Origin of the sequence: Pseudomonas sp. P1.8, from assembly GCF_001269805.1 — a bacterium.
Taxonomy (GTDB): domain Bacteria; phylum Pseudomonadota; class Gammaproteobacteria; order Pseudomonadales; family Pseudomonadaceae; genus Aquipseudomonas.
In genome coordinates this window covers 563,109-587,471 of sequence record NZ_LHVM01000013.1, presented here as the reverse complement: position 1 = coordinate 587,471, position 24,363 = coordinate 563,109, and the positions used below count along the sequence as shown (strand labels likewise).

The window sequence follows — 24,363 nt, the reverse complement described above, 5'->3', positions numbered from 1 at the left end:
TCACCAGCAAACCGGCTCCTACAGGTGCTTACGGTGCGGCACTTATCACAGAGCAATTACATGATCGAAAAACACCCTCTATTGCGCAGCCTTGCGATTTACCGGGAAATGCCCTGGCGCTTCGCCCTCGTAGCGGCGTTGTTCATTGCCGTGAACCTTGGGCTGGTCTGGCAGCAATGGCTGATCGGGCACGCGGTGAACGATGTCAGCGCGGGTCGCGCAGTGATCCGCCAAGCCGATGGCAGCCTCGATGCCAGCCTTGGATGGTACTGGCTGTGGCTGATGCTCGCCGTGGCCGTAGGCCGTGGCGCGTTGCAATACGCCGCCAGCGTGTTGTCGCTGGTGCTCAGTCAGGAACTGCTGACGCGTCTGCGCGAGCGCATCCTGCAACAGGTCCAAACCCTGCATTTGGGTTATCACTGGCAACACGGCATGGGTGAGATGATCACTCGCACCACCCGCGATGCCGACAAGGTGCGCGATGCACTCATCAGCTTCTGGCGGCAAGTCGTGGAGACGCCACTGGTGGTCTTGGCAACTGTCGGCCTGCTGGGTTGGTACAACCCGCTACTGGGCCTGGTTCCGTTGCTGTTGACCGTGTTCGGCCTATGGATATTCGTGCGCCAGACCGAGCGCCTGGTCAGTCTCGATCGAGCGGTTGGCGAAGCCTATGACCGGGTCAATCAGGACCTCAGCGAAGGCATCAGCGGCGTGCGGGTAATCAAGTCCTTTGGTCTGGAACACAGTCGCATTCAGCGCTTCGCCTCACAAGTGGGGGTGTTTGCCGACCACGCCCGGCTTGCCCTCGCCTACTCCAGTTCGCGGATACCCTTGCCCCAGGCCGTCGTTGCCTTGGGGCATGTATGGATTCTGGTTTACGGCGCTCATCTGGTAGCAACCGACCGACTGGGCATCGGTGAATTGGTCACTTCGCTGCTCATTGCCACCACTCTGGTGTTTCGCATCGAAGGTATTGGCCGCGTCATGCAGACTTTCGCCGATGCCCGCTCCAGCGCTGAGCGCATCTGGCAACTGCTGGACGAGCCAGCGGCGATTCGCAGCGGCAACCGCAGCCTGCCCGAATCGCCGCTGGGGTTGAAGCTGGAGCACGTGAGTGTCGGCGCTCCCGGCGGTGGTCGAGAGATTTTGCAGAACTGTTCACTGACGTTGCAGCCGGGCGAAATCGTCGCTCTGGTGGGCGCGACCGGTACCGGGAAAAGCCTGCTCGCCAGTCTGTTGCCACGTCTGAGCGACTTCTCCTCCGGTCGTTTACTGATCGGCTCCGACAGTGCGGGTTGGCAGGACATTCGTCAGTTGAACCTGGACGAACTGAGGCGCCGGGTGCATGTGGTGCCGCAAGAAAGTTTTTTGTTCTCCGACACGCTCGCGGCCAACCTGCGCCTGACTGCGCCGCACGCCAGCGATCAACAGTTGCATCATGGCTTGTGCCTGGCTGCCGCGCAGGACGTGCTTGAGCGCCTGCCACAAGGTTTGGCTACGCCGCTCGGTGATCGGGGCGTGACGCTTTCTGGCGGTCAGCGCCAACGCTTGAGTCTGGCCCGTGCGCTGCTCGGCGAGCCGGACATCCTGTGCCTGGACGATGCCACCAGCGCGCTGGATGCGATCAGCGAGCGTCAGGTATTGAACAACATTCGCCAGCTGCGCCGTGATCAGGGGCGTGCCACCACCTTGCTGGTGATCTCCAGCAAGCTGTCGACCATCCTCCTGGCGGACCGCGTGCTGATGCTCCAGGACGGTCGGATCGCCGCCAGCGGTACCCATGCTGAACTCTTGAAAACCCATCCGGACTACCGCGACCTGCTAGGGATCGACCATGGCTAACCCAATCGCCGGCAAAGCCTTGAGCGATATCGAAATTGAAGAAATGCTGGCCAAAAAAGCCCTCGACCGCAGCATGTTCGGTCGACTGTTGCCGCTGCTCAAACCGATTCGCCGACATATTGCCGGGGTCATCGGCATTGAATTGCTGCTGGTATTCACGGTGTTCCTGCGCCCCTGGTTTGTCCGTGAATTGCTCGATCGTGGGCTGATTCAACAGAACGATCACTGGTTGCTCGATGAGCGCCTTGTGCTGTGGCTCGGACTGGGACTGGCGGTCAGCTGGCTCGGGCGTTTCCTGCTCGCAGGGGTCTCGCAGTTCATCGCCGGCAGTGCGGCGATCCGGGTGTTGAATGACTTGCGAGTACGGGTATTCGCGCATGTACAGAGCCTGAGCGTCAGCTATTTCGACCGCACCAAGGCCGGGCGAATCATTTCGCGTGTCGACCGTGATGTCGATGCCCTTGAACCGTTGTTGATCCAGGGGCCACCCGAGTTGCTTGGCGCCTTGCTGCGCTGCGCACTGGCCTCGGTGATGCTGTGGCGAATCGACCCGCGGTTTTTTCTCAGTCTCGCCGCTACGGTGCCAGTGTTGGTGCTGGCGACCTGGAGTTTCAAACGCATTTCCCAGCGCAACTGGGCCAGGGTCGCGGAGAACCGCAGCCGTTTCACCGCGCATCTGGTGGAAAGCGTGAGCGGCGCGCGCATGTTGCAACAGTGTGCGCAGCAAGCCCCGAACCTGCGGCGCTACCGCGGCCTGCTGGATGACTTCAATCGGGCGCTGATCCACGGCAGCCTGCGATCCGGCTGGTTCGCACCCTTTACCGCCCTGCTCAGCTCGGCCGGGATGGCCGTGTTGTTACTGGTAGGCGCTTATGGCATGGCACAGGCGGATGTGACCGTTGGCCAGATCGCGGAGAGTCTGTTTTATGTGTTCCTGTTCCTCGGGCCACTGCAGGAACTGTCGGACCTGTTCGAGCGCTACGCCACGGGTTCGGCCTCGGCGCAGAGGATCTTTTTGTTGCTCGATACGCCTGCGCAGATCAACGACGACGCCACACCGCAAACCGTGGGCAAAGCCCGGGGCGAAGTGAGTTTCGAGCGAGCGCGTTTCAGCTACGATGCCAATAGCCCCTCGCCGGTGATCAACGACCTTGACCTGCACATCCCTGCCGGTGAGGTAATGGCGATTGTCGGCCCTTCGGGTCACGGCAAGAGCACGCTGGTGCAGCTGCTGACGCGCTTCTACGAGGTTCAGTCGGGTGCGGTCAGACTCGATGGCATTGATGTTCGTAACCTGGCCCAGCATGAACTGAGGCGTAATGTCGGCGTGGTCCTGCAAGACAATGTGTTGTTCAGCGGCAGCATCCTGGACAACCTGCGTCTGGCATCTCCCCACGCCGACGACGCGAGCCTGATTGCAGCAGCCCGGGAGCTGGGCGCGGACGAAGTGCTGGAGCGCCTGCCGCACCAATACCAGACCGAAGTCGGTCCTTTGGGCGGGCATCTGAGTCATGGCCAACGGCAGTTGGTCTGCCTGGTACGTGCCTACCTCGCAGACCCGGCGGTGCTGGTGCTGGACGAGGCGACCTCAGCTGTCGACATCCATACCGAGCGCCGAATTCAGCGAGCGTTTCGCCGACTCTGCGAAGGCCGCACCGCCATCATCATCGCCCATCGCCTGGCAACCATTCGCGATGCCGACCGCATCGCGGTCATCCGTCATGGTCGCGTAGTGGAACAAGGCCCCCACAGCCAGTTGATCGATAAGGGTGGCGCATATGCGGCGTTGTACCAGACGTACCTGCGCAGCGCCGAAGCCGGTTCGTCCATTGACGAGATCGTCGCCACCGCATCGGCGTGAATGCGACCGCCATCGCCAGCAAGCCGGCTCCTACAAACTCGCGTTCACACACGGACCTGTAGGCGCTGGCTTGCCAGCGATGGCGCGCTCAAAGTCGCGCAAAATCCACCGGCCTGATCGCCAGCAAGCCTGCGCCTACAGATGCACGTGCAATGAACACTCCTTGTTGCACCCTGAACACCCATTGCTGGCCGGCTGTTGCTACAGCAGCACCCTCGCCTGCCACCCCTCCCCGTTTGCCCGCCAATCCCCCGGCCCTGCTGGTCAGAACCCGGCTTATCGACCATGGCATGTCCGTTGCAATCATCCCCTCAAGACGTCCTCGCACCTGCGCGACGCAACGCGTAATTGAATCAGGAGCATCCCATGAGCACTGAGTTTTTCTGGCGCCTGCCGCTGGGCACCGATGGTCCGCAACTGACCACCGACAAACATAACCGCGGAAATCCGCACTATCGTCCAGGCAATATCGCACCCGGGCGTCTGCCCAATGGTGAACCGGATGACTTCACCTACATCGACTACATTGCCCAAGTCGCAAAAGCCGCCGAACTGGCAGGTTTCGAAGGCGCCTTGCTGCCCACCGGCCCGGAGCCGTGGATTGCCGCAGCGGCCCTCGCACGGGAAACCCGCCGGATCAAATTTTTGATCGCATTCCAAGCGACCTGGACACTTCCGGCCTACGCCGCGCAACAAGCGGCGATCCTTCAAAACCTCAGTCGCGGTCGCCTGGAGTGGAACATCATCACCGGTGGCAACCCGGCCAGTCAGCGGGCCAACGGTGACTTCCTGGAACATGACCTGCGTTACAAGCGCACCGGCGAATTTCTCGACATTATCCAGGGCCTTTGGCAGAACGAGCGTTTCTCCTATGACGGCGATATTTATCAACTGGAGAACGGCGCGTTACCCCACGGCCTGCAGAACGAGCGCAAACCCGGCGTGTACTTTTCCGGTTTTTCCGATGCGGCCCTGGATGTTGCAGCCAAACACGCAGACGTTTACCTGAACTGGGCCGAGCCCATCGACAAGCTCAAGCCGCACATCGAACGGGTGCGCGAACTGGCAGACAAGCAGGGCCGCAGCGTGCGCTTCGGTCTGCGGGTCGATTTGTTCGCCCGGGAAACCGAAGAGTTGGCGTGGAAAGATCTGCGTCGTCAGTTCGACAAGCTCGAAGGCAAGAGCAGCGTGGTCGCCAAGGGCTTCACCAGTGGCTCCGATTCGGTCGGTGGCGCGCGCCAGACCGCCTACCACCAGCACATCGACCGCTTCGACGACCTGATCATCGGCCCGAACCTCTGGGCCGGCTTCGCCAAGGCAAAGCCGGGGCCGACCGTGGGTCTGGTGGGCAGTCACGAGAACATCGCCGAACGCCTGGTGGAATACCGCGACGCCGGTTTCTCGACCTTCATCCTCGCCGGTAACCCACACCTGGAAGAAGCCCTGCGTATCGGTCAGGAAGTCCTGCCACTGGTGCACCAACGTCCAGCCACCCAGGCGACCTCTCATTTGAAAGCCAGCGCCTGAACGCTGCGGGAGAATTTTTGATGACTCAACCCCTCGACACCCTCTGGTACACCCGTTGCCCGGTCCCCACCGGACTGGGCATCGCCGTGCAAAAAGGCTGGCTGCAAGACACCGTTGGCGCACTGGGCACGCAAGTACAGTCATTGCGCGAGTCCGCCGACAAGGCTGTGCGCGAGTCGCATTTCGATCACACTCTGCGCAACTCGGTACGCCATGGCGGCAATATCCCGGCGATCTGGGCCAGGGCCCAAGGCCGGGAGACACGCGTCATCGGGCTGTCGTGGGCCGATGAAGTGCAACTGATCCTGACCCTTCCAGACAGCGGTATCAAAACCGTCAAGGACCTGAAGGGACGCCGTTTCGGCCTGCCCGACTGGGCTGGTGCGCAGATCGATTTTACCCGCGCCCAGGCCCTGCGCGGTCTGGAAAACGCCCTGATACTCGAAGGCCTGCAAGTCGGCGATGTGCAGCTGGTGAACTACCGCTACGAGGGCACGTTCAGCGATCCTCAGGTCAGTACTGTCAACGGCACGCCGGTCAGTACGCAGCGGGTCGAAGGGCGCAATCTGGAACTGGTGGGCCTGCTGCGTGGTGAAGTCGATGCGATTTTCCTCAAAGGCGCCAGCGCCGCCCGCCAGGCCCATGAGTTTGGCCTGCACACGGTCATCGACACCGGCTCGCACCCCGAGCCGCTGATTCGCAGCAACAACGGCACGCCTCGCACACTGGCGGTGGACCTGAACCTGCTGGACAACCACTTCGAGGTCGCCACCGGCATTCTCGATTCTGTACGACGCGCCGAATTTTGGGCGCACACCCATCCCCAAGACGCGCACCGCTACCTGGCCCGCGAAACCAACAGCAGCGAGTACTGGGTCAGCGCCGCTTATGGCAACGACGCCCACCTGCGCCTGAACACCGAACTGGACGAGCAGGCCATTGGCGCCCTGCAGGACTTCACCCACTTTCTGCATCGCTGGCGTTTCATCCCGAAAAGTTTCGACGTGCGCGATTGGATCGATCGACGACCGCTGGACGCGTTGCTGCAATCGCCCACCGCGCTGGCCGGGTAACCCGCCAGGTTTCATGGACTCGAACTGAAGGCCAACATGAGCAAACCACTCGATACGCTTTGGTACACCCATAGCCCTGTTCCCACGGGGCTTGGCATCGCCGTGCAGTCCGGTCGACTGGCCGAAGCCTTTCTGCCGTTCGGCACCAACATCCAATCCCTGCGCGAGTCCAGCGAGCGGGAGGTACGCGAAGCCCATTACGACCATCACCTGAAAAACTCGGTGCGTCATGGCGGCAATATCCCGGCCATCTGGGCCTATGCCAGCGGCGTACAAACCCGGGTACTGGGGCTGTCCTGGAGCGACGAGGTGCAGTTGATCCTGACCACCGAGGAAAGCGGCATCAAGAGCATTCGCGACCTGAAAAACCGTCGTTTCGGCCTGCCGAAATGGGCCAACGTGCAGATTGACTTCACCCGTGCCCAAGCCCTGCGCGGCCTGGAAAACGCCCTGAAGCTCGAAGGCCTGACAGTGGCCGACGTCGAGTTGGTGGACTACCCCTATGGCGGGACCTACAGCGACGATCAGAAGCAGCATGTCTATGGTTCGGAAGTCAGCCTGGAAGTCACCCGCATCAGCAAGCGCAACAATGAGCTGATCGGCTTGCTGCGCGGTGACATCGACGCGATTTTTCTCAAGGGCGCGCATGCGGTGCACCTGGCCCATGAGTTCGGCTTGCAGGTGGTGGTCGATACCGGCTCCCATCCGGACCCGCTGATTCGCTCGAACAACGGCACGCCCCGAACCCTGACCGTGGACACCCATTTGCTGCACGAGCACTTCGACGCCAGCGTGAAAATCGTCGATACCGTGCTGCGCACCGAGCAATGGGCCTGGGCCAATCCGGATGAAACCCGGCGTTTTCTGGCCCGTGAACTGAACACCAGTGAGTATTGGGTAGCCGCCGCCTACGGTGAAGACGCCCATCGGCGCTTGCGCACCACGCTCGATACCCGCTCGATCGAAGCGTTGCAGGATTTCACCGATTTCCTGCATCGCTGGGATTTCATCCCGCGACGATTCGATGTGCGCGACTGGATCGATTTCAGCGTGCTTGAAAATGTCATTGGCTCCACTTCCCGCCTGGCGGTTTGAGTGCCTCATCGCCTGTAATACCGCCATCGCCGGCAAGCCGGCTCCTACAAGGTTTGCGCACGACCTGTAGGAGCTGGCTTGCTGGCGATGGCGTCCGCAAGGCCAATGAATTGCTGGCCAGGCAACACTCTTCCCCCCGACGCCTGCTGCTCCAGCAACACCCACCAAACAACTTTGTGCTGAATACCTGACAGGCTCTTTAACTCGCATGCAGCCTAACTAAAAAAACGCTGGAAAAACCCCACAAACACAACTTTCAATAACAACATAACCCTTTAAATACAGGCACTTAACAAAACTAAAGCGCTCGCAAAACCTCTTGGCACGATCTCTGCTCTACCCCCACTAGTGAAACTTTTTTGGGGGAGACTTAAATGCATAAACTTAATCCAATCACCAAGAGTATCTGGCTAACCTTGTTGCTGGCCGGGGGCGGCGTCAGCGAGGGATTGCTGGCAGCAGAAGCCACAGAAGCCGATAGCAGCAAAACCGCCACGGAGCCTTCACTCAAGACCGTGACCGTGACCGCTCAACACCGGGAAGAAACCCTGCAAGAGATTCCGGTCGCGGTGTCGGCGATACAGGGCAACAGCCTCGTCGTCGATGGTGTGCGCAACATGGGTGACATCACCACGTTCGTGCCCAACACCTCGGCAAAAAACCCGGACGGCGATGGCCGGCCGCGTTGGTACATCCGTGGTCTCGGCACCGGGGACACCGGCGCGGCAACGGTTTTTCCGGTGGGAATCTACGCCGATGACGTCTACTTGAACGCACCTATCGCCGGCGGCGGGCCGTTGTTCGACCTGGAGCGCATCGAAATCCTGCGAGGGCCGCAAGGCACGCTGTACGGCAAGAACACCACCGCAGGCGCGGTGAATGTCATCTCCAAAAAACCAACCTTCGACACCGATGGTTTCGGCACGATCGGGTTTGGCACCAAAAACGAACGCATCGTCAGTGGCGCTCTGGGGGGAGCGCTGGTGGATGAGAAACTCGCGGCGCGGATCGCGCTGTATTCCGAAGAGCGTGACGGCTTTCAGGACAACCTGGTGGACGACAACACCTACGGCGACGTCAACAAGAAAGCCGTGCGCCTGCAGTTTCTGGCTCAGGTCAATGATGATCTTGAGGCATTGCTGAAGGTTCACAGTCGCGAATACAAAGGCGACGGCAGCAACGGCTCACTCACCGTCGGGCGCTACTACAACGTGGGTTATGAACGTCCCAGCGGGCGCGATATCGATATCAATGTCAATGAAGACTCCAAGCTCAATCACGACGGCACTTCGCTGACCCTGAACTGGCATCTGGGTGACTACACCCTGACCTCCATCAGTGCCTATGACTACATTCGCGGGCAATCCACCAGCGACGCCGACTACACGCCTTATGAGGTCAACGGCGCAGCGATTGCCGACAACAAATATTCGCAGTATTCCCAGGAACTGCGCCTGGCCTCGCCGCAGCAGGAAACCTTGCGCTGGTTGTTGGGAGCGCACTACTTCCACGAAGATCTCGACAGCTCCGCACAGCGCATCATCACACCCGGCCCCACGCCTAACGGCACCGGCTCGAACCAGATCGGCGGCGCCACCGACTTTCGTGACTTGAGCTACGACCACGCCACGGACAGTTACGCGCTGTTCGGCAACCTGACCTATGACTTCACCGATAAGTTCTCCGTGACCAGCGGCCTGCGCTGGACCCAGGAAAAGAAAGACATCGACCTCGACCTGACCCAACTGACCCGCATCACCGCCAACGGTCCATTGGTGCCCCTGGCCGGTGTCGGCACCAATGGCAACCGTCAGGAAGACAAGACCTGGGAAGCCTGGACCTATGACCTGACGCCGGAATACCGGATCAACGACAACCTGCGAGTGTTTTTCCGCTATGCCCACGGCTTCCGTTCCGGCGGATTCAACACCGGCCTGTCCACCAGCCTTTCGCAGCTGACCACGGTGGACCCGGAACAACTCGACGCCTACGAAATCGGCCTCAAGTCCGAGTGGTTCGACCATCGCCTGACGGCCAACGCCAATATCTTCTATTACGACTATTCGGACATCCAGGTGAACCTGCTGACGGTCAACAACGGGGTGCTCACCACGGCGTTGACCAACGGCGCCAAGGGTACGGTCAAGGGCGCCGAGCTGGAACTCGAAGCCCAACCGACCGACTACCTGCACCTGCGTGCTGCGGTATCGTTCCTCGACACCGAATACACCGACTTCAAGAACACCAACCCCAACACCGGCGTCGTCACGGGTGATTACAGTGGCAACAGCTTCGTGCGTTCGCCGCGCAACGTGGTGGCGCTGGGTGCCGATTACACGTTCCCGCTGGAAATCGGTGGCAAGTTGGTCGCCGGTGGCGATGTCAGCTATCGCGACAAGGAATACTTCCTCGCCGACCGCCAGAGCAGCGCCGACAAGACCCTCAGCCAACCGCACTACACCCTGGCGAACACTCGCCTGACCTGGTTCAGCCCGGATGAAAAGCTCAGCGTCACTGGTTTTGTGAACAACGTCACCGACCGTCGCTACCAGGTTCACGGCCGTCCGAACGGCACGCTGGGCCAATACGTCATTACCTACGGCGACCCACGCACCGTTGGCCTGAGCGTGACCAGCCGCTTCTGACCCTTGCAGGAGGCACATAACCCCCTGTAGGAGCCGGCTTGCTGGCGATGAGGCCCGCAAGCCTTGCATCGCCCTGAAGGCCGCCATCGCCAGCAAGCCGGCTCCTACAGAAAACCTCGATTTCCGGGCCACCGGTTTCCCAGTAATACCCACCGATTTCCGGGCCACCGGTTTCCATGCAATACCCAACGATTTCCGGGCCGCCGGTATCCACGCAACACCCATCGATTTCCGGTCTGCCGGTATCCATTCAAACAATCGATTTCCGGTCCTCCGGAACCACACAAAACCCTGTAGGAGCCAGCTTGCTGGCGATGAGGCCCGCAAGTCTTGTATCGCTTTGAAGGCCGCCATTGCCGGCAAGCCGGCGCCTACAGCATGGAAGGAATTTAACCCATGTTCCATCACACCCCGTTGGCCGGCGCTATTGCGCTGGTCATTGGCAGCCTTGCCCTGCCTGTCGTTGCTGCCCCTACCCAACCCGGTGCAACCGGCGATCACCTGGACACCGTGGTCGTGCTCGGCACCCGTCGAAGCGATGTCACGGCACTGGAAAGCGCCGCGCCGATTGACGTGCTGTCTGGCGAGCAACTGGAACAGACCGGCGCCAGTGACCTGTCCGGCGCCCTCACCGCGCTGTCACCCTCGTTCACCTATCCGCAATCACCCCAAGGTGCCTTCGCCGGGTCCATCGCCCAAGGCGCATCGCTACGCGGCCTGGCCTCTGATCAGGTGCTGGTGCTGGTCAACGGCAAGCGCCGCCATACCAGCGCCAACGTCACCCGGCAAAGCCTGGTCAATGGCCGTGGTGCGGCGGCCGTCGATTTGAGCCTGATTCCCCTGAGCTCGATCCAGCGCGTGGAAATCCTTCGCGACGGCGCCGCAGCGCAATACGGCTCAGACGCCATTGCCGGCGTGATCAACATCGTGCTCAAGGAAAAGGACGAGGGAGGCAATCTCGGATACCGCTTCGGCGGCTATGACAAAGGTGATGGCATCCAGCGCAAACTCAGCGGCTGGAAAGGCTTCACCCTGCCCAACGACGGCTTCCTGACCATGAGTTTCGACGCCGGCAATCAGGACCCGGCCAGCGACACCAACCCGGACAACCGGATTTTTTACCCGGGCTCTACCAGCATCAACACCCCCCGTGAACAGAACAATCGCTATCGCACCTGGCGTTGGGGCTCGGGCAATGTATCGGACCAATACAACGTTGCCGTAAACAGCGAGGTCGGCATTGGCGAAGGTCTGACCGCCTACGGCTTTGCCACGTACGCCCACAAAAATACCGATGCGGAAGGCTTTTTCGATCCGCCTACGACGTTGCGCAACAATTACAGCAGCACCGCGTTGCAGCGCTTCCCGGACGGACGCCTGCCCATTACCCGCTATTCGCTGGAAGACTATGCATTGACCGGGGGGCTGCGCTACGAAGACGAACAACTGGGTAAATTCGACTTCGCCGTGAACCATGGCGACAACACCCTGGATTCCACCGACCACCATGCGATCAACCCGAGCTGGGGCGCCAACAGCCCGGAAAACATCTACACCGGCAAACGTGAGGCTGACCAGACCAACGTAACGCTGGACTGGGTGCGGGATTTCCCCACCGACCTGTTGTTCAAGCCGCTGACACTCTCCGCTGGCCTGGCCTGGCGCCAGGAGAACTACGAGCTGAGCGAAGGAGAAGCCGCCGGATGGCAGAACGGTCCGTTCTTCAATAGCGTCGACCCGATTACGCAGCGGCGCATCCCGGGTTACTACTCGGGCATTACCCAAGTCGATGCGGCCACACTGGACCGCAACGTATTGGGAGCCTATGTCGATGTCGAAGGGCAGATCACCGAGAAATTCCAGGCCGGTGTTGCGGTGCGCACCGAGCACTACTCGGACTTCGGCGACACCACCAACGGCAAACTGTCCTTGCGTTATGACTTCACTGCGCAGATCGCTGCCCGAGCTACCGCCAGCACTGGCTATCGCGCGCCGTCACTGGTGCAGAGCGGCTTGTCGTCATTCAGCGTGCAGGTGGTGGAGCAACCGCCAGGCAGCGGCAATTTTGTCGAAGTGCAGCAACGCACCCTGCGCGCAGACAGCCCGGAAGCCGCGTTGCTGGGCGGCACATCGCTGAAACCGGAGGAGTCGACCAGTTATTCTCTGGGTCTGGTCTGGCGCCCGCTGGCCAATGCATCGGTGACGCTGGACGCCTACCGCATCGATATCGATAACCGCATCACCCTCTCCGACCAATTGCCCGCGTCGGTGGTCTCGCCGATTTTCGCTGGCACGCCGTACGCGAATATTCAAAGTGCGGCCTTCTACAGCAACGTCGCCGATACCCGCACCGACGGTGTCGAGCTGGCGAGCAACTATCAGTTGGACCTGCAGCAATGGGGACAACTGAACCTGAACGCCGGCGTGAGCCAGAACAACACCAAAATCACCGCCCTGCGTGACGTCGGCAATATCAAGGGTTCGCAGATAATCGGTCGAACCACCCAAGGTTTGATCGAAGACGGCACCCCCGAAACCAAGCTGATCTTGAGTGCCAACTGGCTGTATGACGATTGGGGCATCACCGTGGCTCAACGTCGGTATGGCGAATGGAAAAGCCTCAACGCCGCCAACCCCACCCTGGACCAGACGTACAGTCCGCAATGGGTGACCGACCTGGACCTGTCCTACACCTTCAACAAAACCCTGAAGGTTTCGCTGGGTGCGATCAACCTGTTCGATACCCACCCGGACAAGGCTGACGGCACGCAGTTGTACGGTGTACCGAAATACTCGATCACCAGCCCTGAAGGCGCCCAGGGAGCGTTCTACTACACCAGTGTCAGTTACGAATTCTGACGGGGCTGCTGTTCTGGTGTTGCTGGAGCAGCAACCAGTGTTGATGAAGCACCATTGCCTTTGTAGGAGCCGGCTTGCTGGCGATGGCGGACAGCACGATTTGTGGTGTTTGCACCGCAGCTATCGCCAGCAAGCCGGCTCCTACAGGGGGTGTTATCGCCAGCAAGCCGGATCCGGGAGGGGGCGGTGCATGCATCGTCGCGGCTGGCACAGCTCTTGCGATACCCCCTCGGTACTTAGCCGAAATAAGACCTGCCATGCGCCCCCAACGACTGTTGTATACCCTGACCTGGCTTATCTCTCCTGCTGCCCTGCTGTTGCTCTGGGCGGTGGTAGCGGAGGCCGGAATTTTCCCGCGTAACCTGCTGGTCCCACCCGCACAAGTATGGCGAACCTTCGGGGAGCTGTCGGCCAGCGGCGAGTTGCAAGAGCACCTGCTCAACAGCCTGTCGCGCCTGGGGCTGGGATTCACTGTCGGCTCGTTGTCAGGCCTGGCGTTCGGGATCCTCATGGCCTTGTCGAAAAATGTCGAGAACTACTGCTCGCCGCTATTTCATACGCTGCGCCAGATCCCCAGCATCGCGTTGATCCCGATGTTCGTGCTGCTGTTCGGTATCGATGAAACCTTCAAGATCATCATCGTCGCCAAAACCGCCTTCTTCCCGGTGGCACTGGCCGCCAGCGAAGGCGTCAAAGCCATTCCGCGCAGCTACTTCGAAGTGGCTGACGTGTATCGGCTGCGCTGGCCGACCTTCGTCCGCGAGATCGCCCTGCCTGCTGCCACGCCCCCGATCATCACCGGATTTCGCATCAGCCTGACCCGGGCCTGGGTGGTGCTGGTCGCCACCGAGTTGCTGGCTGCCGACAGCGGCCTGGGTCAGATGATTGAAATGAGCCGGCAAATGTTGCGCATTGATGTGGTGATGGTCGGCGTGGTCGTCACGGGCGTGATCGGCTTTGTACTCGACTTTGGTTTTCGCCAACTGGAACAGCGGATGTTTCGCTGGCAGACCCGCTAGGAGCCGCTGATGTCTCGACTATTTGCAAAATCCCGCGGCTTGTTGCTGCCGCTATTGTTGATCGGCGGCTGGGAGTACCTGTCACGCCAGGGCGCCGCCGGGGCTTACGCCTTTGTGCCGTTGTCAGCTATTGGTTCGGCCTTGGTGGAACTGCTGGCCAATGGCGAACTTTTGGTGAATTTGCTGGCCAGCCTGGCCCGCACCTGCGCCGGCCTGGCCCTGGGCATCCTTTTCGGTGTGCTGCTGGGGGTGCTGATGGCGCTTTCAGCCGTGGCCAACCGCTTGATCGGGCCGTTGTTCCATTCCATTCGCCAGGTCCCGATGCTGGGCTGGATTCCCCTGATCGCCATGTGGTTCGGCAACGGAGAATTCTCCAAGGTGCTGATCGTCAGCCTCGCCGCGTTTTATCCGATGGTCCTCAATACCTGGCAGGGCTTCAGCCACGTCGAACAGCGCTATCGGGAGGTTGGGCAGGTGCTGGTCCTGAGCCCTTGGCAACGGTTTCGCCATGTACTGCTGCCGGCGGCGCTACCGAGCATCGCCACCGGGGTGTTGCACGCACTGGCATTTGCCTGGGTCACCGCCATCGGTAGCGAACTGTTTCTCTCCTCAGGCGCCGGCCTCGGCAACCTGATGATGAACGCCGAAGCCGGCTCACGCATGGAGGTCATTGTCCTCAGCGTGCTGTGCATCGGCCTCTGTGGCTACCTGATGACGCTGCTCTTCACCCTTCTTAGCCGCCATTTGCTGCGCTGGCGCAACACTCGTTGAAAGGCCACTCCATGAACGCAATTGCCCAAACTACCCTGCTACACAGCACGCCCTTGCAGTCGGGTGCGCTGCATATTCGCGGTCTGAGCAAGACTTTTCGGATCGAAGGACAACCGCTGCCGGTACTGAAAAATATCAATCTCGACGTTCGTCCCGGCGAGTTCGTCAGCATCGTCGGTGCCAGCGGCTGCGGCAAATCAACCCTGTTGCGGCTGATCGTCGGGTTGGAAGCCGATTATGAAGGGGACATCTCGCTGGACGGCAAACGCGTCGTCGGCACCAGCCTGGAGCGCGGGATCGTGTTTCAGGACCATCGGTTGTTTCCGTGGATGACCCTGAGCCAGAACATCGCTCTGGCCTTGAAGAACCACCCGCTGTCTGCAGCGGAAAAAGACCGGTGGGTGGCCGAGCACATTGCTCTGGTGAACCTCGATGGCTTTGAAAACGCCTACCCGCATCAGCTGTCTGGTGGCATGGCACAACGAGCAGCCATCGCTCGCGCATTGATCAATAAACCAAAAGTGTTGTTGCTCGACGAGCCTCTGGGCGCTCTGGATGCGCTGACGCGGATCCGCCTGCAACACGAGTTGCAGCGCATCTGGGTACAGCAGCGCTGCACGGTGATCATGGTTACTCACGACATTGAAGAGGCGCTGTACCTGGGGGACCGGGTGATCGTCATGGACGCCCATCCGGGACGGATCAAACACGAGATCAAAGTCGACCTGCCCCACCCCCGGGAGCGTACTTCGACCGTGTTGCAAGGTTACAAGGAACAGCTGCTGGAGGAACTGGTTGGGCATTGAACCGTGACGCAATCCGTCGGGAACGCCGGCAGCCCGTACGTCAATGCAAGTTCCAAGGGCGGTTACAAGGGGTATAACTATCAGAACAAAGTCGGGCCACACAGAATAGGCCCTCTAAAGACAGCGCCCGGGCCAGGCGCCTAAGGCCCGGATCGGCGCCTTAGGCGCGGAGCGATGTGATGAGATCCAGAGCATGGCGATGGGCTCGCAAGAGCCTTCCTGGCTGCATCGAGCTGGCCTTGCTGGTCGCTCCATTGTGCGCCAGCGCCATGTTCAAGTGCCAAGCCACGGACGGAGCCATCAGCTACACCAGCCAAGCCGTCGCCAGCGCCCGCTGCACTCGCCAGAATGACACGGCGGGCGCCGGTGTCGGCGCCAAGACAATGGCCCTGCCACGGTTGGTGCGGGACGACGACGCAGGTGCGGTGCGGATTAGGGTGTTCACCTTCGTCCACAAAGGTGTTCGTCAATATGTGAGCCGCCGCCCCGTCGGGATTTCCGCACGGGTCGATGTCCTTGAGCTCTATGTCATCAAGGGTTGCTATCTGTGCAGGGCGCCGAAGGATTTCAAGGTCACCTCACTGCGCCTGGACACCCGCTCCTATCGACAGGAGATCGAAGCCGCTTCGGGTCATTACGGTGTCGACCGGGCGCTGGTCCGCGCAGTGATACATGCCGAATCGGCGTTTCGCCCCAACGCCATTTCCGAAGCCGGCGCTCAGGGGTTGATGCAGTTGATGCCCGCCACCGCCGAGCGCTTTGACGTGGACGATCCGTTCGACGCACGACAGAACATTCGTGGCGGCGTGCGCTACCTGGCCTGGCTGCTCAAGCGCTTCAACGGCAACCAGATGCTGGCGTTGGCAGGTTACAACGCCGGAGAAGCGTCCGTGGTCGAGTACAACGGGGTACCTCCCTATGCCGAGACGCAATCCTACGTCACCCTCGTGCAGTCCTTGACCGAACGCTATCGCAACCATCGCTAGTACCGCAGGGCGCATAACCTGGAATAGGTAATACGCCATTCGGGGAATGGCCCAGCAGTGTGCTGTACGGGAACAGACGCCTATGGAGGACTTTAATGGATCCTTAATGTGAAGACCATTTTCTTTGACCGATAATCGAACAGTTTAAGTTATCTCCTAACTCGTTGTTTTTAATGATATTTATTGTTTTCTTGGATAAAAATCTAAAAAAACACTCATAACAACACTTTTCAATGGATCCATAAATTGATTGACTGGCGCCGCACGGTGTCAGGTGTTGCGCCTGCCCGCTCATAAAAACAACAAGGGTGTCGTGATGAGTGACTTTTCAATCGGGCTCAAGCCTTGGCTTGTACCCACCTTCGTGTGCCTTGCTCGTTTTACCTGTACTCAGCCTCGTTTCGAGGGGCAACAGCCATGACCGTCGATCTCAAGAGCGTGGTCGATGAGCGTTCCATGGCGCCGTTCCAGTGGCTGGCCGTGGGTATCTGCATTGTCCTGAACATGATCGATGGTTTCGACGTGCTGGTGATGGCCTTCACGGCCTCTTCGGTGTCTGCCGAATGGGGTCTCAATGGCGCACAGATCGGGCTGTTGTTAAGTTCCGGGCTGTTTGGCATGGCGGCAGGCTCTCTGTTTATTGCACCGTGGGCGGATCGCTTTGGTCGTCGCCCCTTGATCCTGTTTTGCCTGCTGCTTTCAGGGGCCGGCATGCTGTTGTCGGCACTGAGCCAGACGCCACTGCAACTGGCGCTGCTACGCGGGGTGACCGGCCTGGGTATTGGCGGGATCCTGGCCAGCAGCAACGTAATTGCCAGTGAATACGCCAACAAACGCTGGCGTGGGCTGGCGGTGAGCCTGCAGTCCACCGGTTATGCCTTGGGCGCGACCCTCGGCGGTCTGTTGTCGGTGTGGTTGCTGACGCACTTTGGCTGGCGCTCGGTATTCGTCTTCGGTGGCGCTGTGACCCTGGCGGTGATCCCGCTGGTGCTGATGTACCTGCCCGAATCACTGGATTTCCTGATCGCCCGCCGCCCCGACAACGCCCTGGCACGCATCAATCGCCTGGCCGCCCGCCTCGGTCAGCCGGCACTGCGCGAACTGCCCGCCGCCCCCGCGGCGCCGACTTCAGGCCGCGGGCGCCTGGCGCAATTGCTCTCACCGGCTTCACGGCGCACGACCTTGTTGATCTGGCTGCTGTTCTTCCTGGTGATGTTCGGCTTCTACTTCGTCATGAGCTGGACGCCGAAGCTGTTGGTAGCAGCAGGGTTGTCGGCCCAGCAAGGGATCAGCGGTGGTGTGTTGCTGAGCGTCGGCGGCATTTTCGGCGCGGCGCTGATTGGCGCCATGGCTTCGCGCTGGCGTCTGACCCGAGTGCTGTCGTTGTTCATGCTGATTACCGCAGGCTTGCTGGTCCTGTTCGTTGACTCGGCTTCATCGGTATCAATGGCACTCGGCCTGGGCCTATTGATCGGGCTGTTTTCCAACGGCTGCGTGGCTGGTTTGTACGCACTGTCGCCGATCGTCTATGACGCCTCCGTACGAGCAACTGGGGTCGGCTGGGGCATCGGTATCGGACGGATCGGTGCGATTCTTTCGCCGACCGTAGCCGGCCTGCTGCTCGATAGCGGCTGGCAGCCACTGCACCTGTATGGGGTGTTTGCCGTGGTTTTCGTGATCGCCGCCGCCGTACTGCTGTTACTGAGGCCTGGCGCCCAACAGCAGCCAGAAGTGCGACTCAGCCAGGCCTGAGCAATGCAACAAAGCAGCGAGGTCCATCCTCGCTGCTGACTACATCCCCAAGGAATACAATAATAATGACTCGCTTCCCCCTCCCTCCCCGGGCCCTGCTCGGCGGTGCAATTCTTATCGCCGTCTTCCCTTCAGCGCATGCTGAGAACGGTGGTTTTTTCGACGATTCCAAGACCAGCCTGGTCCTGCGAAATTACTATTTCAATCGTGACTTCAATGACCCGGGCGCCAGCAAGAGCAAGATAGAGGAATGGGCCCAGGGCGCTATTCTCAAGTTCAATTCCGGCTATACCCCTGGCGTGCTCGGCTTTGGCCTGGACGGTATAGCGATGCTTGGCGTCAAGCTCGACAGTGGCCCGCAACGCAGCGGTTCGGAGCTGCTGCCGGTGCACGACGACGGTCGCTCCGCCGACGACTACGGGCGCATTGGAGTGGCCGCGAAAATGCGCCTTTCTGCTACAGAACTGATGCTCGGCGAGCTCATGCCGGACATACCGTTGCTGCGCTACGATGACGGCCGCCTGCTGCCACAGACCTTTCAGGGCGCCATGCTGGTGTCCCGCGAGTTCCCGGGGCTGAACCTGCAGGCAGGTCAATACACTGACGTGAGCCTGCGCAATTCCTCAGACATGCAAGACCTCTCCGCCTGGGCGGCGCCCACCGTCACGTCCGACGGCTTCAACTATATGGGTGCCGAGTACCGCTTCAACGAACAACAAACCCTGGTCGGCGCCTGGCACTCGCAACTTGAAGACATCTACCAGCAAGGCTACCTGAACCTGCTGCACAAACAGCAGTTCGCTGACTGGACCCTTGGCGCCAACCTGGGTTACTTCATCGACAAGGAAGACGGCAGCGCGCGTATCGGTAATGTACAAAGCCACACCGCCTACGGGTTGTTCTCGGCCAAACTGGGAGGCCATACCTTGTATCTGGGCCTGCAGAAGGTCAGCGGCGATACCGGCTGGATGTCGGTGTATGGCAGTAGCGGGCGAACCCTGGGCAACGACATGTTCAACGGTAATTTCAGCAACGCCGACGAACGCTCCTGGCAGGCTCGTTATGACTACGACTTCGCTGCCGCCGGCATCCCCGGTTTGCTGCTGATGACGCGCTACGGTCACGGCGAAAACGCTACCACCAAGGCGGGCAGCGATGGCAAGGAGTGGGAGCGCGACACCGAAGTCAGCTACACCCTGCAAAGTGGCCCGCTGAAGAACCTCAGCGTGCGCCTCAACAACGCCACCAACCGTCGCAGCTTCAACAGTGACTTCGATCAGACCCGCCTCATCATCAACTACCCCCTGTCACTCTGATCTTCCCTCCAGGGGCGCCAGTCGCCCCTGCAGCTCTCCCCTTCCTTGCGTTACTATGGCGAATCACCTCTCTGGAAGTCGCCTGCATGAGTAAACCCGGTCAAATGGTGCTGGTTGCACTGCGCAAAATGATTGCCTCGGGCGAGTTGGCGGCCGGCGAACGGCTGATGGAAATCCCGACAGCCGAACGCTTCGGCGTCTCGCGCATGCCGGTACGCATGGCATTCGTTACCCTTGAGCAGGAAGGCTTGCTGGTGCGCCATGGCGGACGGGGTTATCAGGTGCGCTCGGTAAGCGCCGACGATATCGCCGGCGCCGTGGAGGTGCGCGGGGTGCTGGAGGGGCTGGCGGCACGGCAGAGCGCCGAGCGGGGACTGAGCGCGCATGCGCAGACAGCGCTGCACGAATGCCTGGTACAAGGCGATGCACTGTTCGACAAAGGCTACGTGACGGAAGAAGACCTGGAGGTGTTCCATGACCTCAACATGCGCTTTCATCAGGTGATTGTCGAAAGCAGCGCCAACCCGGCCATCGCCGAAGCCCTGGCGCGCAACGACCATCGCCCCTTCGCTTCAGTCTCAGCGCTGGCGATCGATCGCCAGGACATGGTGCGCGAGTACCGGCGCTTCAACTTCGCCCACATGCAACATCACTCGGTCTTCGACGCGCTGGTCAACCGCCAGGGCGCCCGCGCCGAAGCCATCATGCGCGAACACGCCAATGCGACCCTGCGTTACGCCGAGGTGTTCGGCGCGACCGGCAGCAGTAGCGTGCAGATGAAAGTGATCGCGCGCGGCGAATAAGCGTTGGTTCAGATATCCAGCACCAAGAGTGCCGATTTGGCCCGCGAACAGCAGGGCGTGAACTGATCATTGGCGGCTTGCTCCTCGTCGGTGAGAAACAGGTCGCGGTGATCAGGCACTCCTTCCAGCACGCGGGTCAGGCAGGTTCCGCAAACACCCTGCTCACAGGAAATGGCGATCTCGACCCCGTGGCTTTCCAGCACCTGGACCACCGTCTTGTCGGCCGGAATGTCGAACACCTGACCGCTACTGCCAAGCTTCACCTGGAACGACCCATCGCTACTGGTATCCACCGGCGCTGCAGCGAAGTATTCACGATGCAACTGCCCATCGCTCCAACCTTGGGCCTTGGCACTATCGAGCACAAACTGCATAAACCCCGAAGGGCCACAGACATACAGGTGCAAGTCCGGCCCCGGATTGGACAACACCTTAGCGGCATCCAGACGCGAATCGGCGTCTTCATCGAAATGCAGGTGCACGCGATCAGAAAAGGAAGAACCTTTGAGTCGCTCGACAAAAGCCGCACGGTCAATGGCACGCACACAGTAATGCAGTTCGAAATCGGCACCGCTGTCAGCCAGTTGCTCGGCCATGCAGAGAATCGGGGTGATGCCGATACCGCCGGCAAACAACAGGCTGCGCCGGGCATCCCCCGCCAAAGGGAAGAGGTTGCGCGGCTCGCTGATGTGCAGGCGATCGCCATTGTTGATCTGCTCATGCATGCACTGCGACCCTCCGCGAGAGGCGGCGTCCTTGAGCACGCCGATCTGGTAGCGATTGCGCTCCCGGGGGTGATTGCACAGTGAGTACTGACGGACCAGTCCGCCGGGCAAGTGCACGTCAATGTGGGCCCCGGCAGTGAAGGCGGGCAATGTGCCCCCTTGGGCACAGGTCAATTCGTAGCTGCAAATATCCAACGCTTCGTTGTTGCGGGATGTCACGACGACTTCAATCATGTCGCACCTTCAAGACCGGCCACCGCAGTGGCCGCGAACAATGGGAATGGGAGTGGACCGGGGTACGTTCGAGGGCGCTCGCCGTCGCTACTTGACCGAGGTAATCAGCTCGACCGCCGCAGACCGCTCACGGGCGATGATGCGCTCCAGCACTCGCCTGGACTGCACGCCACCGGCATCGATGTTGAGCTTGAGCAAGTTGCGCTGAGGATTGGCCAGCAGGTTTTTCTGCTGCTGCTCAAGCATGTTCAGGTCTTCGCTGAAGATCTTGCCCTGGCCCTCGCGAATGCTGGCGGTCAGTGCCTCGTCTTGCGGATTGAAGTTGCGTGCCATACCCCAGAAGTACCAGATCGAGGTGTCGGTTTCCGGAGTAATGAAGTCGACCACGATGCTCGCGGCCTTGTGCTGCGGCTGCGCGTTGTAACCGCCCTTGCCCGCGTGGGCCACGCCCACTTCGATCAATACGTGACTGGGCGGGCTGAAGCGGCAGATCTGCCAACGGTCCACCGGCACGTCATCGGCCAGGTTGTTACCCCGCAGGGCCATGCGCCAGAACGGCGGCGCCATGATGTTTTCCATGTGCCGCGCGGTGACCACTTCGTCACCCTCAACGGTGGTGACCGGTGGCGCTTCATCGATCTCTTTCTGGCCGATGCTCGAGGCGTGCACGTAGGTTTCGTGGGTGAGATCCATCAGGTTATCGATCATCAGGCGATAGTCGCAGCCGATGTGGAACAGTCCACCACCGTAGGCCCACTCATCGCTCACAGCCCATTCCAGATGATGGATCAGGGTTGGGTCAGCCTTGTCCTGTTCCCCAGGCCAGACCCAGATAAAACCGTAACGCTCTTCAACCGCGTAGGTCTTGTTGCACGGAAAACCCCGTACGCGCTGACCTGGCATTTCGACGGTTTTGCCATCACAGCCCATCACCAGGCCGTGGTAGCCACAGACCAGGTTGCCGTTCTCGACATACCCAAGCGATAGGGGGGCGCCGCGGTGTGGGCAAAAATCCTCGACGGCGGCAACGCGCCCTTCATGGCCTCGATAGAAAACGATTTTCTCACCGCATATTTGCCGCCCAAGGGGCTTGTCAGCGATCTCGTCGGGGGTGCAGGCAACATACCAGGTGTTCTTCGGATACATGGGGGATCTCCAAGTCAGGCTTGTTTTTATGGATCCATTTGAGCGGATATTACCGGATCAAGTCAAGCTAATCGTAGATTACAGACGATCTATGGATCCATTAATGGAGGCTCAGCCATATCCAACCTTGCGAGTACCACGCCTGAGTGAAGCCGTTTCCAGGACCGACGCGGCCTTATTTAAACAACGCTCAAAGAACCGAGAGGATTGACGCTGGCCACTTGGTGACTGACTGGTTTTCACCGAGAACACAATGTATTGATGTGTCGATATCAGACACGGAGGTGGCGTGATCAGGTAACTGAATCTGCGGAGAAGCCGGGTAAGGTGGCGCATCTTTTCATCGAGATACCCCCATCGAAATGATGGGTTTGACAAGAACTGCAGCGGTTGAAGAATGCGGTAACAACGATGATCGGTTGCCCCTGTCAATCCGCTTAAATGTCGACCAGCAGAGAAAAAAACCAATGATTAGCCCGAACTCCAGGGATTCGAGTGGCCAATTGGCGCAGGGCTTCAAGCCTCGTCACGTAACAATGCTGTCAATCGCCGGTATTATCGGCGCCGGTTTGTTCGTTGGCTCAGGGCATGCCATTGCTGCGGCGGGTCCAGCGGTCCTCCTGGCCTATCTATTCTCAGGCTTGCTCGTCGTTCTGGTCATGCGCATGCTCGGTGAAATGGCGGTAGCCAATCCGGACACGGGCTCGTTCTCCACCTATGCCGACCAGGCCATAGGACGCTGGGCCGGTTTTACCATCGGTTGGCTCTATTGGTGGTTCTGGGTCCTGGTGATTCCTATCGAAGCGCTCGCGGCGGGCCATGTGCTCAATCAATGGTTTCCCCAGATCGATGCCTGGCTGTTCGCCCTGGTGTCGATCATTGCGTTGGTGGTCACCAATCTGTTCAGTGTCTCCAAGTACGGCGAATTCGAATTCTGGTTCGCCATGGCCAAGGTCGTTGCGATCATAGCTTTCATCGGCGTGGGTTTTGCCGTACTGATGGGCTGGGTTCCCGACCGGGAAGTCAGCGGACTGAGCGGCCTGATGGCTGAGCACGGTGGCTTTGCTCCCAACGGCCTGTCAGCGGTAGTCGGCGCCTTCATCACCATCATGTTCAGCTTCATCGGTACGGAAGCGGTCACCATCGCGGCGGCCGAATCCAATAATCCCGCCCAGAACATTGCAAAGGCAACGCGCTCGGTGATCTGGCGCATCGGGGTGTTTTACCTGCTGTCGATTTTCGTGGTCATCTCCGTGGTGCCCTGGAATGATCCATTGCTGGCCTCGGTAGGTTCTTATCAGCGGGCCCTGGAAATCATGAACATTGCTCATGCCAAGTTCATGGTCGACGTAGTCGTTCTGATTGCCGTGGCCAGTTGCATGAACTCCTCGATCTACATTGCCTCGCGCATGTTGTTTTCACTGGGCCGACGTGGCGATGCGCCGAAGGGGCTGAAGGTGACCTCCTCGGAAGGGGTACCACGGGCGGCCGTCATCGCCAGCACGGTGCTGGGCGCGGCGATCACCGTGTGGAGCTACTTCATGCCCGCCGGGCTGTTTGAGTTCCTGCTGGCCAGCTCCGGCGCGATTGCCTTGCTGGTGTACCTGGCCATTGCGGTTTCGCAGCTGCGCATGCGCCGGATATTACGTCGGCAGAACGTCGAGCTGACCTTTCGCATGTGGCTGTTTCCATGGCTGACATGGCTGGTGATCGTGTTCATTTGCGCAGCGCTGGCGGTCATGATGATCACCCCGGAACACCGTACGGAAGTGAGCACGACCATTGGATTGGCGCTGGCGATTTCCTTTATTGGTCTTGTGACGTCGCGTCACCCTGCCCAGGCGGCGAGGGTTACGTCAGTGGGATAAAAACCAGGGAGGTATTTGCGTCGAACCTGAAACTC

General features: G+C 60.1%; 17 protein-coding genes. 15 read left to right on the top strand and 2 right to left on the bottom strand.

Annotated elements, in window-relative coordinates; translation table 11 throughout:
* Positions 1-60: 60 nt before the first annotated feature.
* The 14 genes from AD668_RS13300 (at position 61) to AD668_RS13235 (ending at position 20,355) form a co-directional block, all read left to right on the top strand.
* Entirely contained in the window at positions 61-1,842 is a 1,782-nt protein-coding gene (locus AD668_RS13300; protein WP_053159403.1) for an ABC transporter ATP-binding protein, read from the top strand.
* Positions 1,835-3,703: an ABC transporter ATP-binding protein gene (locus AD668_RS13295; protein ID WP_053159401.1), complete on the top strand. Its 1,869-nt coding sequence runs from the start codon at positions 1,835-1,837 to the stop codon at positions 3,701-3,703. Before AD668_RS13300 ends, AD668_RS13295 begins: the two co-directional genes overlap by 8 nt.
* 366 nt (positions 3,704-4,069) lie before the next feature.
* Positions 4,070-5,230: an LLM class flavin-dependent oxidoreductase gene (locus AD668_RS13290; RefSeq protein WP_053159399.1), complete on the top strand. Its 1,161-nt coding sequence runs from the start codon at positions 4,070-4,072 to the stop codon at positions 5,228-5,230.
* Positions 5,231-5,250: 20 nt separating this feature from the next.
* Entirely contained in the window at positions 5,251-6,303 is a 1,053-nt protein-coding gene (locus tag AD668_RS13285) for an ABC transporter substrate-binding protein (protein ID WP_053159397.1), read from the top strand.
* 36 nt (positions 6,304-6,339) lie between these two features.
* The gene (locus AD668_RS13280) at positions 6,340-7,398 is read left to right on the top strand and encodes an ABC transporter substrate-binding protein (RefSeq protein ID WP_053159396.1); all 1,059 of its coding nucleotides are present in this window, start codon (positions 6,340-6,342) and stop codon (positions 7,396-7,398) included.
* A 374-nt stretch (positions 7,399-7,772) separates the two neighbouring features.
* Positions 7,773-10,043 carry a TonB-dependent receptor gene (locus AD668_RS13275; RefSeq protein WP_053159394.1) on the top strand — a complete coding sequence of 757 codons (2,271 nt, stop codon included), beginning with the start codon at positions 7,773-7,775 and terminating at the stop codon, positions 10,041-10,043.
* Positions 10,044-10,439: 396 nt separating this feature from the next.
* Positions 10,440-12,902, top strand: coding sequence for a TonB-dependent siderophore receptor (locus tag AD668_RS13270; protein WP_053159392.1), 2,463 nt, complete (start codon positions 10,440-10,442; stop codon positions 12,900-12,902).
* 257 nt (positions 12,903-13,159) lie between these two features.
* On the top strand, positions 13,160-13,921 hold the full coding sequence (locus tag AD668_RS13265) for an ABC transporter permease (RefSeq protein WP_053159390.1): 762 nt from the start codon (positions 13,160-13,162) through the stop codon (positions 13,919-13,921).
* Between the two features lie 9 nt (positions 13,922-13,930).
* Entirely contained in the window at positions 13,931-14,692 is a 762-nt protein-coding gene (locus AD668_RS13260) for an ABC transporter permease (protein WP_053159388.1), read from the top strand.
* Between the two features lie 11 nt (positions 14,693-14,703).
* Positions 14,704-15,498 carry an ABC transporter ATP-binding protein gene (locus AD668_RS13255; RefSeq protein WP_053159386.1) on the top strand — a complete coding sequence of 265 codons (795 nt, stop codon included), beginning with the start codon at positions 14,704-14,706 and terminating at the stop codon, positions 15,496-15,498.
* Between the two features lie 179 nt (positions 15,499-15,677).
* Positions 15,678-16,484, top strand: coding sequence for a lytic transglycosylase domain-containing protein (locus AD668_RS13250; RefSeq protein ID WP_053159385.1), 807 nt, complete (start codon positions 15,678-15,680; stop codon positions 16,482-16,484).
* Positions 16,485-16,901: 417 nt separating this feature from the next.
* Positions 16,902-18,236 (top strand): MFS transporter, encoded by a 1,335-nt coding sequence (locus tag AD668_RS13245; protein WP_053159382.1) that lies wholly within the window; start codon positions 16,902-16,904, stop codon positions 18,234-18,236.
* Between the two features lie 65 nt (positions 18,237-18,301).
* On the top strand, positions 18,302-19,552 hold the full coding sequence (locus AD668_RS13240) for an OprD family porin (RefSeq protein WP_053159380.1): 1,251 nt from the start codon (positions 18,302-18,304) through the stop codon (positions 19,550-19,552).
* Between the two features lie 86 nt (positions 19,553-19,638).
* Positions 19,639-20,355 (top strand): GntR family transcriptional regulator, encoded by a 717-nt coding sequence (locus tag AD668_RS13235; RefSeq protein WP_053159378.1) that lies wholly within the window; start codon positions 19,639-19,641, stop codon positions 20,353-20,355.
* 8 nt (positions 20,356-20,363) lie between these two features.
* Here AD668_RS13235 and AD668_RS13230 read toward each other — a convergent pair whose 3' ends face one another.
* Both AD668_RS13230 and AD668_RS13225 read right to left on the bottom strand, forming a co-directional pair.
* A complete protein-coding gene (locus tag AD668_RS13230) occupies positions 20,364-21,314 on the bottom strand; it encodes a PDR/VanB family oxidoreductase (protein WP_053159375.1) in 951 nt (316 codons plus the stop codon).
* Between the two features lie 87 nt (positions 21,315-21,401).
* On the bottom strand, positions 21,402-22,460 hold the full coding sequence (locus AD668_RS13225; protein WP_053159373.1) for an aromatic ring-hydroxylating dioxygenase subunit alpha: 1,059 nt from the start codon (positions 22,458-22,460) through the stop codon (positions 21,402-21,404).
* A gap of 467 nt (positions 22,461-22,927) precedes the next feature.
* Here AD668_RS13225 and gabP point away from each other — a divergent pair, with 467 nt between their 5' ends.
* A complete protein-coding gene (gene gabP / locus AD668_RS13220; protein ID WP_053159371.1) occupies positions 22,928-24,328 on the top strand; it encodes a GABA permease in 1,401 nt (466 codons plus the stop codon).
* Positions 24,329-24,363: the final 35 nt, after the last annotated feature.

Coding starts and splice junctions, on each gene's coding strand:
- AD668_RS13275 (WP_053159394.1), top strand. CDS start 7,773: ATGCATAAACTTAATCCAATCACCAAGAGTATCTGGCTAACCTTGTTG.
- AD668_RS13250 (WP_053159385.1), top strand. CDS start 15,678: ATGAGATCCAGAGCATGGCGATGGGCTCGCAAGAGCCTTCCTGGCTGC.
- AD668_RS13265 (WP_053159390.1), top strand. CDS start 13,160: ATGCGCCCCCAACGACTGTTGTATACCCTGACCTGGCTTATCTCTCCT.
- AD668_RS13285 (WP_053159397.1), top strand. CDS start 5,251: ATGACTCAACCCCTCGACACCCTCTGGTACACCCGTTGCCCGGTCCCC.
- AD668_RS13290 (WP_053159399.1), top strand. CDS start 4,070: ATGAGCACTGAGTTTTTCTGGCGCCTGCCGCTGGGCACCGATGGTCCG.
- AD668_RS13280 (WP_053159396.1), top strand. CDS start 6,340: ATGAGCAAACCACTCGATACGCTTTGGTACACCCATAGCCCTGTTCCC.
- AD668_RS13295 (WP_053159401.1), top strand. CDS start 1,835: ATGGCTAACCCAATCGCCGGCAAAGCCTTGAGCGATATCGAAATTGAA.
- AD668_RS13245 (WP_053159382.1), top strand. CDS start 16,902: ATGACCGTCGATCTCAAGAGCGTGGTCGATGAGCGTTCCATGGCGCCG.
- AD668_RS13240 (WP_053159380.1), top strand. CDS start 18,302: ATGACTCGCTTCCCCCTCCCTCCCCGGGCCCTGCTCGGCGGTGCAATT.
- AD668_RS13230 (WP_053159375.1), bottom strand. CDS start 21,314: ATGATTGAAGTCGTCGTGACATCCCGCAACAACGAAGCGTTGGATATT.
- AD668_RS13300 (WP_053159403.1), top strand. CDS start 61: ATGATCGAAAAACACCCTCTATTGCGCAGCCTTGCGATTTACCGGGAA.
- AD668_RS13225 (WP_053159373.1), bottom strand. CDS start 22,460: ATGTATCCGAAGAACACCTGGTATGTTGCCTGCACCCCCGACGAGATC.
- AD668_RS13270 (WP_053159392.1), top strand. CDS start 10,440: ATGTTCCATCACACCCCGTTGGCCGGCGCTATTGCGCTGGTCATTGGC.
- gabP (WP_053159371.1), top strand. CDS start 22,928: ATGATTAGCCCGAACTCCAGGGATTCGAGTGGCCAATTGGCGCAGGGC.
- AD668_RS13235 (WP_053159378.1), top strand. CDS start 19,639: ATGAGTAAACCCGGTCAAATGGTGCTGGTTGCACTGCGCAAAATGATT.
- AD668_RS13255 (WP_053159386.1), top strand. CDS start 14,704: ATGAACGCAATTGCCCAAACTACCCTGCTACACAGCACGCCCTTGCAG.
- AD668_RS13260 (WP_053159388.1), top strand. CDS start 13,931: ATGTCTCGACTATTTGCAAAATCCCGCGGCTTGTTGCTGCCGCTATTG.